Source organism: Ensifer sp. ZNC0028 (assembly GCF_000799055.1).
Classification (GTDB): domain Bacteria; phylum Pseudomonadota; class Alphaproteobacteria; order Rhizobiales; family Rhizobiaceae; genus Ensifer.
This window is the reverse complement of record NZ_JTLA01000015.1, coordinates 120201-133084: the sequence shown is the minus strand read 5'-3', so window position 1 is coordinate 133084 and position 12884 is coordinate 120201. Positions and strand designations below refer to the sequence as shown.

Genomic DNA, 12884 nt, shown 5'->3' with positions numbered 1-12884 from the left:
CGCTGACGCAGACCTATGACGTCACCGTCGACGACGGCAAGGGCGGCAAGGCGACCCAGACCGTGACGATCACGATCACCGGCACCAACGACGCTCCGGTAATCACCTCGGTCGCACAAGGCGGTGCGGTGACCGAGATCGCCGACGGGGCGACAGGCGAGAATACGGCCACGCACACGCTGGGCGGCGCGGTAACTTTTGCCGATGTCGATACGCTGGACACGCACAACGCCAGCTTCACGGCGCAGGGCAACGGCTATCTAGGCACTTTCTCGCTCGGCTCGCTGAACCAGTCGAACGACTCGGTCGGCTGGAGTTTCAATGTCGCTGACAGCGTGCTGGACTCGCTGAATGCCGGCGAGACGCTGACGCAGAAGTACGATGTGACGATCGCTGACGGCCATGGTGGCACGGCGATACAGACGGTAACGATCACGATCACTGGCACTGATGATGGCGTCAGCGTCAACGGGCTGTCGTCCAGCGCCGAAGAGACGGTTTACGAGAAAAATCTCTCGGATGGCTCTTCGCCGAATGTGGCTGCACTCACGCAGACCGGCAGCTTCTCCGTGACGACGCCCGACGGGCTCGCCGGCCTGAAGATAAATGGAACTGCGGTCGTGACGGGGGGCGCCTACGCCGTGGGCTCTACGGTAGACACGGCACTCGGACTTCTGACGATCACCGGCTACACGCCGACGACGGTCAATGGCACGGTGACGGGCGCAACCTTCACCTATAGCTATCTGCTACAGGACAACAGCTTGGGACATACTGCGGCTGGAGCCGACAGCGGGGTCTTCGATAACTTCGTCGTCGCGGTGACCGATGAAGATGGCTCGACGAGCAATGCCACGCTCAACATCCGGATCGTCGACGATGTCCCGACCATCCAATCCATCAGCAGTGCCTACATGGGCAACGGTACCGGCGCGCTGGAAGGCGTCATCAATGCGACGCCAGGCGCCGACGGCATCAAAATCTACAAGATCGACAGCGTCGGTGGGCTGCCGGCCGGCTGGACCACGACAGGAACGGGCACCGGACAGGTGCTGGTCAAGGACAGCCTTGGCGCCAGCATCTTCCGCCTGACGACCAATCCCGACGGCACCTATCAGCTGGAGCAATTGAAGGATCGCCCCGGGGAGGAAAAGACCGTCGACGGCAACAGCGAGATTTCCAATAAACCGCAGGAAGAATATGACTTCGGCTTTGCGGAATTCGAGGCACTCGCAAGGTCCGGAGGCTCCGATCCGAAGTTCAATGCCTATTCCGTCAAAGACGGAAACGAGTTTGGCATCGGCAACACCTCATTCACGGCCAACGAGAAATTCAGCATCACTCTGGAAGCCGACGTCACATCGTTTACACTTCAGCTCGGAAAGGTTCAGAGCGCCGGAACCATTGAGATCAAGGTCAGGGACGGCAACGGTGCGCTGATTACCCTTCCCGATCCCATAACCGTGGCCAAGGGCCAGGAAAGTATAACGATAACCTCAAGCGTGCTTGGCAAGTTCGACTATATCGAGCTCGTCGGCAAGGGTGACATCGATCTCGCCTTCAAGCCGGTGTTCAGCTACGTCGAGTCGGCCACCAAGTCGGATTTGACACTCACCTTTGGAATTACCGGGCAAGACAAGGATGGGGATCTGTCGAACTCCTCAACGCTCACCTTTGTGTCGGATGGCTCTGGCAGCATCACGGGGAGCGCGGGCAACGATGTCATCCATGGCGGTGCCGGCGATGACAAGCTTTATGGCCTGGCAGGCAACGACATCATCTATGCAAGCCCCGGCGACGACGACATCGATGGCGGTGCAGGCACCGACCTGCTCAATTTCTCCGACGCGACGGGACCCGTCACGTTTACCCTGGTGCAAAGCAGTGGAGAGACCGACGCAGATCTGTCCAGTGTCGGTCTGGGCGAAGAAGACTACCGCAACATGGAAGGTGTCATCGGCTCGGACTTCAACGACAGGCTCTACGGAAGCGCCTATGGCGACATTCTGGCCGGCGGCGCGGGGAACGACACGCTTTCGGGCAATGGCGGGAATGACACGCTTTATGGCGATGCCGGCAACGATACGCTGATTGGCGGTTCGGGTGACGATATCCTCTATGGTGGCGTGGGCGTCGACAGGCTGACGGGCGGTTCGGGCGACGATACCTTCGTGCTCGATGCTGGAGACCTTCAACTCGACATCGCCGACGTCATCACAGACTACGACAGCAAGGACGATTTCGTCGATCTGTCCGCGTTGCTCGGCAATCTTCCGGCAAACACACAGCTGGATGGCGACTATGCCCAGGTGGTTCAGGACGGAAAGAACGCCAACCTGCAGGTGGATACCGACGGCAATGGCGGCAGCGACGGCTGGCATACGGTTGCCGTGCTGGAGAACTTCAATGTCTCGACGGACGTGGTGAAGGTCCTGTTCAACGATAACGGGACGAAAACGTCTCAAGACGTCCACTAACGCAAGGTCGATCTCGACAGTTCAGCGGTTCTCGGCAATCATCCGGGAACCGCACATTCAGGGGGAGCTTTCATGAGCAGAAGCATGCTGGCGGGGATAATGCTCGCACTGTTGCCCGTATCCAGTTTCGCGGCGGACCTTATCGGCGACTATGCGCCGGTGGCCCGGCAGTGCACCGAGATCAGCCAGTCCGCGCTGACGGTCGATCAGGACGTGGCGACGCTGACCAGGGAGGTCGTGTCGCGCATGGACGAGGCGATCGCTGTTGCTGACGATCCGCGCTGGATCGCCTCGACGCGACCGGCCTTCGTCTGGGCGTCGGAAACCAAGGTCGCCTGCGGCAAGGCCTACGGTTACCTGCAATCCAGCTGGCGCGACGAGGACTACATTGCCAAGTGCGATTGCTTCTACGCCAAAATGCGGCACTTCATGAATTGAGACAGCCGGTATGATCGACATGCCCCACGTTGTGGTTTCCCCGGCACGGCGCGTGTCGTCGTGCCGGCAATGGCTGGCACTCGGCGTGCTGGTGCTTGGCGTCCTTTCCGGCTGCCAGGGAGCTCCCACCGCTCCTGAAGTGCTCGACGTCGAATCGCCACAGGCAAGGCACGCGCGGCGCGCGGCCGAGCATGCGGTGAAGCCGCAGGAGAGCTTCGGAAGCGGCGCAACACGCATCGGGCTCATCACGGCACTGATGGCGCCGTCGGGCGAAACGGTGCGCGAACGCGACATTCGCGACGGTGCGTCGCTCGCGGTGGACGAGGTGGGCGGTGGTCAACTTTCGCTGCTGGTCGAAAATACCGACGGCTCGCCGCAGCAAGTCCAGGACGCCGCCAGGCGTCTCGCCGGCCAGAATGCCGCGTTGATTGCGCTAACGGTTGCGGACGTGCCTGTCGGCACCGTCCGCCAGGGGCTTGGCGCTTCGCGCGCGCCGTTGCTGGCGTTGCGCGGCAACGGCGCCGAGCGGCCGGCGGACACCTTCGCCTTCGTTTCCGACCGCATCGACAGTGCTGTCGAGGGCGCGTCCTATGCTTTCGCCTCCGGCCGCAAGCGGCTGGTGGTGCTCTTGCCCGGCGATGTCTCGGCCGCCGAGCGGCAAAGGCTGGACCGCGGCCTGGCGGGCTATGGCATCAAGCCGACGCTCGTCGCCGCAACCGGTACGACCACATTTTCGAATGACGCCGCCGCCAAGGCGAAACTCAAGGACATCGATGCTGTTCTCCTGCTCGGGTCGGAAGGCGGCGAAGTCGCTGCGCTGTCGCAGCTCAAGGCCAACGGCTATCTGAAGCCGAACGCGATGGTCGTCGGAACTTCCGGTTGGACGAATGCCGCCTACAAGCTACCCGAATTTGCCGGGAGCCACCTTTGTCTGTTCGGCCCGGAGAACGGCTCCCGGATGACGTCGCGCTTCCTCGATCGCTACGAGCGCGCGGCAAGTGCGGACGCGGCCTATGGGTTCGACGTCATCGCCCTTGCAGCCGGTCTCGTGCGGTCCCAGGGGGAGGGTGCCATCAACCAGGAAAGTATCCGCGCGCCGAACGGCTTTGTCGGTGCGGCCGCCACGTTCCGGTTCACACGCGACGGCTCAGTGCAGCGAACCTGCGCGATTTATCAGGTGACCGCCGGCAGCGTGAAGCTTCTGGATCCTGCACCCCGCTCGTTCTGACGGGTCTTGCTCACTGAAAAACGAATGCGGCGACGGTCGTGGTTGGCGTGGCGTCCTGGGGTAAGAGGCAGGCGGGAGCGTAGCCTTAAGCTTCAGGATATCCGCAAGCTGGCGCCGCGTAGCCGCAGGCCGAGGCGGGCGGCGACGCGTTGCGATGAGACGTTGTCTCGATCGGTGCTGTAAAACAGGGTGCGGGAGCGAAGTGTCGGCAGCTGTGACCAGCCGGCCGTCGCAGCGGCGCCGAAACCCCGTCCCCGAAACGCCTTGGCGGTCACAAGTCCGAGTTCGGCCCCGGTATCGGCGAGCCGTGCCGCAAATGCCAGCGAGGCGACCTCGCCGTCGACGATGGCAGCGCACCAGGGCGTCCAGAAGTCGGCCACCTCGCGGAAGCCAAGGTCGAACCAGGCCTTGGGAATCCGGTCCGTCGCCCAGCTTCGCATCATCCCGGCGCCTTCTTCGGAGTCGCTGCCAACGAGCCGTGCGTCGCCTCGATAAGGGGTGTCGTGCGGCAGCTCGAAGACAAGGCCGAAATCATGTTCGGCAGGCCCATCGCCACCAAGCAGCGACAGATAGCGCTCAAGGTGCACCGGCGTGTTGGGATAGACGAAGGGCGGTTCGGATGCGGCGAGCCCTTCGAGTTCCGCGACCAGACCGTCTGGCAGGTCCGCGCTAGTTGCGCACAGGTTTGTCTCCGCGCACCCGGCGAGCCAGAAGCGCGGGCCCGGCGTCTGATCCGGATCGTTCTCGCACACGATCCGCCCGTCGAGGCGTGTTCGAAACAATGTGTGGAAGTCTGTTTTCAGCCAATGGCTTGCTGGAATCATGAGGCGATTGTTCAATAGTTTCCCGCATCCGTCGAGCCTGTTCCAGAGAGCCCTGCAGGATGGATGCGCCGATCGGCGACGCGGGCCTTCGGTCCAGGCGGGGTATTTCATGTCTTGCCAAAGTCCAAAATCTCATGGTAACGTTCCCACGAGCTTGAGGCCTGTCACATTTGATGATGGCTTCGGGCCCGGGAGGAAACATGAAGAACGGACCCCGGCAGCGGGCTACCATTATCGACGTCGCGGAGCGGGCGGGGGTCTCGAAGAGCACGGTTGCGCGGGTTCTGGCCGGTTCTGCCAGCATTTCCGATGAGGCCCGCGATCGGGTGCTGAAGGCCGTTGCGGCCACCGGCTACGAGCGCAATCATCTGGCCGTCGGCATGCGCTCGGGGCGCAGTGGCCTGCTCGGCCTGGTCATTCCCGATATCACCAACCCCTTCTGGGCCGAAGTCGCCCGCGGCGCCCAGGATCGCGCCGCCAAGGACGACATTTCGCTCCTCGTCTTCTCGTCGGACTGGGACGCCGGCAAGGAAGCGACGCATCTGCGCGCCCTGCGCCGCGCCCGCGTCGATGGTGCGATCATCAACCCGGTCGCCGACAATTTCGATGATCTCGATCGCTTCGGCTTGCCCTTCGTCTTCATCGGGTCGAGCGCCGAGCGTTTCCCCGACACCTTGAGCGTCGGTTCGGACATTGCCCAGGCGGTCCGTCTCGGCATGGATATCCTCGTCGAGCGTGGACACCCGGCGCCGGCTCTGATGCTCGGTCCGCGGTCGCGTCTTGCACGCGCGCGGTTTCTGCGCGCCGTACATGAGCATTGCGTGGCGCGCGACATGGATCCCGAAATCCTGCTGGTCGAAGAATCCGACTACACGGTCGAGGGCGGCCGAAAGGCCATGGGGCGCCTGCTGGCCGGGCCGTGGAGAGGCAGTCGCGCCGTTTTCGTCGCCAACGATCTGATGGCGCTCGGCGCCATGATCGCCGTTCGCGAGGCGGGGCTTCGGTGCCCGGAGGATATTTCCATTCTCGGCTTCGATGGCATTCCGGCGGGAGCCTTCTCCTGGCCGGGGCTGACGACGATCGAAAAGCCTGGTCGGCAGATCGGCATTCGCGCGGTCGAATGCCTGCTCGATCAGATTGCCGGTCGCCCGGAGCACGGCCGGATTTTTCTGCCGTGCCGGCTGGTCGAGCGCGGTTCGCTTGCCGATGTCTCGGCCTTGGCACCCGTGCGCGCGGCGGCAGGGAGGTAACAATGACCGTAAGCAACGATCTTGTAGCGGATGCAGCCATGCCACAAATTGGGAACGTTCCCAAAGTCCACCGGCAAAGCTTCACGAAAAGCGTGCGGCAATGGTGGCCCTATTACCTGATGATGGCGCCGGGCCTGATCTTCTTCGTGATCTTCCACTATTTCCCGATCTGGGAAGCCAAGATCGCCTTCGAGCAGCTGCGCATCATCCCACCGAACATCTGGGTCGGGATCAAGCATTTCCAGACGCTGTTCTCCTCGCCGATCTTCTGGCAGGTGCTGGCGAACACGCTGATCATCTCGACGATGAAGATCGTCTTCTTCTTCCCGATCCCGATCATCGTTGCGCTTTTGCTCAACGAGATCCGGGGCGGCGCTTTTCGCAAGTTCATCCAGTCGGCGATCTACCTGCCGCACTTCCTGTCCTGGGTCGTCATCGCCGGCGTGTTCATTGCCGTGCTCTCGCCAAGCGACGGTGCGGTCAACGATGTCATTGGTTTCTTCGGCCTGCAGCCCGTCTCCTTCATGACCGATACCGGTTCGATCCGCTGGGTCCTGGTCTTCTCGGAGATCTGGCGCTCCGCCGGCTGGGACAGCCTGCTTTATCTCGCCGCCATCATCGCCATCGACCAGGAACTCTATGACGCGGCCGAGATCGACGGTGCCAACCGCTGGCAGAAGATCCGCTACGTCACCATTCCGGGCATCGTGCCGACCATTGCGACACTCTTCATCCTGAATGCCGGCATGTTCCTGAACGCCGACCTCAATCAGGTGATCAACTTCTCCAACGACGTGGTGCGCGCCAAGATCGATATCATCGACACCTATGTCTACCGCATCGGCCTGCAGACCGGCGAATACTCGCTGGCAACGGCCGCGGGTCTCTTCAAGGCCCTGCTCGGCATGCTGATGATCGTCACCGCCCACCTTCTCTCGAAACGTCTTACTGGCAAGGGGGTATGGTGATGGCCGCCCACAACGTCCGCAGAACGCCGCTCGAGCGGCTCGAATATGCGATCATCGTCTCGACGCTCATGTTCCTTGTCGTCCTGACGGTCCAGCCGCTCTTGAACCTGCTCGCCATCTCCTTTTCGGATCCGGGCAAGGTTGCCGGCATGAGCGGCTTGACGGTCGTCCCGAATGGTTTCTCGACCGAAGTCTGGAACCTGCTGATCAACAACTCCGCGGTCCAGCGTGGTCTCTTCAACTCGATCTTCGTCACGCTGGTCAGCACCTTTCTTGGTGTCGTGCTGACGGCGCTGATGGCCTGGGCGCTTTCGCGTCCCGGTCTGCCCGGCCGGCGCGTCATCTTCGTCTTCGTGCTCGTCACGATCGTCTTTGAGCCCGGCATCATCCCGGACTACTTCATCAACAAGCGCCTCGGTCTGCTCGACAGCTACTGGTCGCTGATCCTCTTCAAGGTCGTCAACGCCTGGTACCTGATCATTCTTGTACGCTTCTTCGAGGAAGTGCCGAAGGAACTGATCGAGGCGTCCGAACTCGATGGCGCCAATCCCTTCCAGATCTTCTGGTACGTGGCGCTGCCGCTCGCCAAGTCGGCGCTTGCGACCATCGCGCTCTTCTACTTCGTCTTCCATTGGAACGAGTTCTTCCGGGCGATGATCTACCTCAACGACCAGTCGAAGTGGCCGCTGCAGGTGGTGCTGCGCCAGTTCGTGGTCGAGGGCGACAAGCTCGCCATGGTCGGGGTCGTCGACAGCAACAACTACACCGGTGCGAGCCAGATCAATATTCGCGCGCTGAAGGCCGGCATGATCCTGCTGACCATCGCGCCGATCCTCGCGATCTACCCACTCATTCTGAAGTTCTTCACCAAGGGCACCATGAGCGGTGCGCTGAAGGGCTGATGATGCAGAACCCAGAGATAAAAGCCAAAGCATATTGGGAGGAACAAAAATGCTTGGAAAACTGATCCTTGGCGCAACCACCGCCATGGCATTGATGGCGAGCGTTGCGATGCCCGCCTTCGCCGATCCGGTGACGATCCGGGTCGTCTCTAAAGACCTGACGACGAGCAATCCGAACGACGTCAAGCTGATGAAGGCCTATGAGGAGGCGCTGAAGGCCAAGGGCACGGACATCCATATCCAGGTTATCGACCTGCCGTCTTCGGGCTATGCCGACAAGCTCAGCGCCATGCTTTTGTCCGGCGATATCCCCGACCTCATCTATTTCCAGGGTGGCGACACCAAGATGGCCGAGCAGGGCGTGCTGGAGGACTGGAACAACTGGCTGCCGAAGACGACCTATCTGAAGGATACGCTCTTCCCGCACAATGTCGAGAGACTGAAGAACTACCCCTATCTGCTCTATGTCTACCCGCCGCGCATGCCACAGCCGGTGATCCGCACCGATTGGCTGGAAAAGTCTGGCGTTGCGGCGCCGAAGACGACCGACGACTACGTCTCGCTGTTCAAGGCGATCAAGGACGGTGACTTCGACGGCAACGGCAAGGCCGACAGCTACGGCGTGACCACCGCCGACAATACCCAGGAACTCGATGCCATCTTCAACCAGGCCTTCGGCGTGACCGGCACCTGGATGAAGAACGAGGCCGGCGAGTGGATCCATGCCCGCGTTTCGGCTGCGGAAAAGGCAAAGATCGGCTTCTACGCGTCGCTGCGTGAGCAGGGCCTCTACGATCCGGAATTCATCACCACCAAGTGGGACGTGAAGGAAGACAAGTTCTACTCCGGCCGTGCCGGCGTGATCTTCGGTTCTTCCGCAGAAGTCATCGACATCTATGGCGGCAAGATGCGCCAGGCCCATCCCGGTGTGAACCTGAGCCTGCTTTCGCCACCGAAGGGTCCTGGCGGCCAGGGCCTGATGGCGCTCGACGTCTCCAAGGAAGCGCGCGGTCTCGCGATCGCGACGACCTCCGAACACAAGGAAGAGGTGGTCAAGCTGCTCGACTTCATCGCCAGCCCCGAGGGCCAGGCGATCGAACGGCTCGGCTTCGAGGGTGAGCAGTACACAAAGGACGGCGAAACCATCAAGCCGACCGACAAGCTCGCCACCTGGTATGCCCGTTTCCTCGTTGCCGCCAACTGGCAGCCACCGGTTCAGTGGCTCAGCGAAGCCGCGCAGCAATCGCTGAAGACGATCTCAGCCGACTTCAAGCCGGACAACGCGTTCGTCTGGCCTGCCGAATACGCCACCGACATCGACGCTACGGAAAACGTTTACCGGGCCTGGGTTTACAAGTTCGTCTCCGGCGAAGCCAAGATGGACCAGTGGGACCAGTTCGTTTCCGAGTGGAACGCCGCCGGCGGCGAGAAAATGACCGAATATGCAAGGACGGTTCTCAATGACAAATGATGCTCAAGGGCTCTCCCTCAAGGGACGGGTTCGGGCGCTTCTCTTTGGCGTCGCCTACGGCGACGCCATCGGGGCGCCGGTTGAAAAACTCTCCGCCGCGGAAATCCGCGAGCGCTATGGCCGGGTGGCGTCACTCGATACAGAGTGGCACCGCATGAAGCAGAGCGAGGCGGCCCGTAACGGGCGTGTGCGTGGCGGCGGCATCGTCACCGACGATACGCTGATGACCCTTTGCGTGATGTCGATCTACGACGACGTCAAGCGCCACCTCGATGCCTGGGACATGGCGTCGGGCATGGTGCGCGAGATCGCCTGGACGCCGCGCTGGGTGCCGGAACTGCAGCGCGAAACGATGCTGATCGAGCGTCTGTTCTATCCGGAGAAGTGGATCTTCCAGCGCCATCAGCTTTCGGGCTGCGATCCGCGCCAGGGCGGCGTCGGCAACATGGTGAACTGTGGTGCCGCGATGTACATCGCGCCGATCGGCGTCGCCAATGCCTGTGATCCGAAGGCGGCCTATGACGAGGCAATCGCCTTTGCCTCGGGCCACCAGCAGAGCTTCGGCCTGGAGGCTGCCGGCGTGCTCGCCGCCGCCGTCGCCGCCGCATTCGTGCCGGGCACCACGCTCGATGCGGTCATCGAAGAAACGCTGGCCGTGGCCAAGGACGGAACGCGTGACGCGATCGCCGACATCGTCGAGGCTGCGCGCTCATTGAAGGGTGCTGATCACGCGACTGTCGTCGCCGAATTCCACCGCATCATCGCGCGCTATTCGCCGATGGGCGACGACGTGCAGCACACGCCACAGAAGGCCGGTATTGCCACCGACGCCTACCAGCCGTCGCGTCTGCACGCGATCGAGGAACTGCCGCTGGCACTCGGCTTTGCCGTCGTCAATGACGGTGATTTCTACAAGTCGATCATCGACGGCATCAACTCTGGCCGCGACACGGACTCGATCGGCGTCATGGCCGGCGCGATCCTCGGCGCCATGTACGGCGAAAGCATTATCGACCGGGCGATGGTCTCCCAGCTCGACCGCGTCAACAAGCTCGATCTCTACCGATCGGCCGATGCCTTTACCGCAACGGTGACCGCAATCCAGGCCGCCGACCACAAACGCGAAACGGCGCGGGCCACGGCGCGCGCGGGCCTCTTTGCCGCCCCCGAGTTCACCCAGGTTTCCAGTCTCTAGAATTCGAAAGTATCCGATGCTCAGCACCACAGAAATCTTCGAGCGTATCTATTCCGGCTTTATCGGCAAGGCGATCGGCGTGCGCTTGGGCGCACCCGTCGAGCCGACGATCTGGAGCTATGAACGCATCCGGGACACCTATGGCGAGGTGACGGAATATCTGCGCGATTTCAAGAATTTCGCTGCCGACGACGACACCAACGGCCCGGTCTATTTCATCCGGGCGCTGCGCGACTACGGCCTCGGCGCCACCGCCGAAGAGGTCGGCAAGACCTGGCTGAACTATGCAGCCGAAGAACACGGCATGTACTGGTGGGGTGGCTTCGGCAACTCGACCGAGCATACCGCCTATCAGAACCTGCGTGCCGGCATCCCGGCGCCGCAATCCGGCTCGATCGCCCAGAACGGCACGACGGTTGCCGAACAGATCGGCGGCCAGATCTTCATCGACAGCTGGGGCTGGGTGCATCCGGCCGACCCGAAGAGGGCGGCCGAAGCCTCGGCACTTGCGGCAAGTGTCGCCCATGACGGCGAGGGCCTGCATGGCGCCCGCTTCTGCGCCGCAGCCATCGCCCAGGCGTTTGTTGCGAAGAACATCGAGGACGTCATCGAGACGGGTCTTGCGACCATCCCGGCCGACTCGCTTTATGCCAAGGTTTCCCGCGCGGTGCTTCGCTTCCACGAGGCCAACCGGAACGACTGGCGCGCCTGCCGCGACATGCTGACGGCCGATTGGGGCTATGACCGCTATCCCGGCGTCTGCCACATCATTCCGAATGCCGGCGTTTTGATCATGAGCCTGATCTACGGCCAGGGCGACCTGCCGCGCACCGTCGAGATTGCGACGATGGCCGGCTGGGACACGGACTGCAACGCCGGCAATGCCGGTGCGATCGTCGGCACGCTGCAGCAGGTGCAACCGGGCTGGGACAAGTACCGCAAGCCGATCAACGATTTCGTCGTCGCTTCGGGCGTGACGGGTACAGTCAATGTCGTCGACATTCCCTCCTTTGCCCGCGAGTTGACTGTGCTGGCGTTGCGCCTGCAGGGGCGGGAAGCTCCAGCACTCTGGGTCGAGGATTTCGAGCGCCGCGGCGTTCGCTTCGATTTCAACGCACCCGGCGCCACCCATGGTTTCCGCACCGAGCCGTTCAACCAGATCGCCGTCAAGGCATCGGCGGAGCGTCATACGGACAATGCCAAGGGATCGCTGGAAATCCTGCTCGACCGCCTCGAGCGCGGGCACGGTGGTCGCATCTTCTGGAAGCCCTTCTATCGCCGTTCCGACTTCGACGATGAACGCTACCGCCCGATGTTCACGCCGCTTGCCGATGACGGCCAGACGGTGTCGTTCAAGCTCTGGCTCGACCCGTGGAACGGTGACGGCAACCTGCGCGTGGCCCCCTATGTCCGCCGCGCCATGAGCGGCACCATCCAGGAAACAGGCGCCTGGCACGTGCCGTCTGCGAGCGGCTGGCAGGACTACGCCTTCACCATCCCCGACGGCAATGGCGAGGCGGTCGACGAGATCGGTATCCTGGTCGAATATTTCGGCCGACTGAAGTTCCTCGGCCGGCTGTTCCTTGCGGACTTCTCCGTCTCCGGCAAGGGCCGCGCCGTCATCGACCCGGCGAACGAAGCGCATGAATGGGGCGGCATCACCCGCTTCACCTGGAACCGCGGCCATTGGAGCCTGCAACAGGGCCGCATCCATGCCCATACGGCAACCGACGCGGACGCCTGGACGGGCAACGCCTATCTCCGCGACGTCAGCGTCAAGGCCGAGCTTCAGCCGCACTCGGGCGCTTCGCATCTGGTGGTGGCGCGGGCTCAGGGCACGAGCCGCTTTTATGCCGCCGGTTTTGAGAACGGCGAAGCCGTGATCCTGCTCGAAGACCACGGCACGAAAGTCCTCGCCCACGCCCCGTTCCGTATCGAATACGGCCGGAGCTATGCGATCGATCTCACGGTCGTTGGCGGCAAGCTGACGCTCACCATTGATGGCGAGCGGGTGCTTCAGGCTGATGATGCGACGCTACGCTACGGCATGGCTGGCCTTCGCATGGCGTCTGCTGGGCGCATGTCGATCGGCCGGCTCGAGGTTGCCGAGCGCTAACTGCGGGCGGAAAGA

10 protein-coding genes are annotated in these 12884 nt (G+C 62.4%); 9 read left to right on the top strand and 1 reads right to left on the bottom strand.

Annotated elements, in window-relative coordinates; translation table 11 throughout:
* From L981_RS04595 to L981_RS04585, 3 genes are all read left to right on the top strand, one after another.
* A partial coding sequence (locus L981_RS04595) for a VCBS domain-containing protein (RefSeq protein ID WP_043612143.1) occupies positions 1-2477 on the top strand: 2477 nt, incomplete at its 5' end.
* Between the two features lie 72 nt (positions 2478-2549).
* Positions 2550-2915, top strand: coding sequence for a hypothetical protein (locus tag L981_RS04590; RefSeq protein ID WP_043612139.1), 366 nt, complete (start codon positions 2550-2552; stop codon positions 2913-2915).
* 10 nt (positions 2916-2925) lie between these two features.
* Entirely contained in the window at positions 2926-4143 is a 1218-nt protein-coding gene (locus tag L981_RS04585) for an ABC transporter substrate-binding protein (RefSeq protein WP_043612136.1), read from the top strand.
* 92 nt (positions 4144-4235) lie between these two features.
* Here L981_RS04585 and L981_RS04580 read toward each other — a convergent pair whose 3' ends face one another.
* Positions 4236-4982, bottom strand: a complete 747-nt coding sequence (locus L981_RS04580) for a GNAT family N-acetyltransferase (RefSeq protein ID WP_245281570.1) — start codon at positions 4980-4982, stop codon at positions 4236-4238.
* Between the two features lie 185 nt (positions 4983-5167).
* On the opposite strand from L981_RS04580, the gene L981_RS04575 reads away from it, so the two are divergent.
* Genes L981_RS04575 through L981_RS04550 form a run of 6 tightly spaced genes read left to right on the top strand, consistent with a single transcriptional unit; the run spans position 5168 to position 12869 of the window.
* Positions 5168-6217 carry a LacI family DNA-binding transcriptional regulator gene (locus tag L981_RS04575; RefSeq protein ID WP_043612134.1) on the top strand — a complete coding sequence of 350 codons (1050 nt, stop codon included), beginning with the start codon at positions 5168-5170 and terminating at the stop codon, positions 6215-6217.
* A gap of 38 nt (positions 6218-6255) precedes the next feature.
* A complete protein-coding gene (locus L981_RS04570; RefSeq protein ID WP_052201595.1) occupies positions 6256-7185 on the top strand; it encodes a sugar ABC transporter permease in 930 nt (309 codons plus the stop codon).
* Positions 7185-8087, top strand: coding sequence for a carbohydrate ABC transporter permease (locus L981_RS04565; protein WP_043612198.1), 903 nt, complete (start codon positions 7185-7187; stop codon positions 8085-8087). The genes L981_RS04570 and L981_RS04565 overlap by 1 nt, the downstream gene beginning before the upstream one ends.
* A gap of 49 nt (positions 8088-8136) precedes the next feature.
* On the top strand, positions 8137-9558 hold the full coding sequence (locus tag L981_RS04560) for an extracellular solute-binding protein (RefSeq protein WP_156133961.1): 1422 nt from the start codon (positions 8137-8139) through the stop codon (positions 9556-9558).
* On the top strand, positions 9548-10753 hold the full coding sequence (locus L981_RS04555; protein ID WP_043612132.1) for an ADP-ribosylglycohydrolase family protein: 1206 nt from the start codon (positions 9548-9550) through the stop codon (positions 10751-10753). The genes L981_RS04560 and L981_RS04555 overlap by 11 nt, the downstream gene beginning before the upstream one ends.
* Before the next feature lie 16 nt (positions 10754-10769).
* Positions 10770-12869, top strand: a complete 2100-nt coding sequence (locus tag L981_RS04550) for an ADP-ribosylglycohydrolase family protein (RefSeq protein ID WP_043612130.1) — start codon at positions 10770-10772, stop codon at positions 12867-12869.
* The last annotated feature ends 15 nt before the right edge of the window (positions 12870-12884 follow it).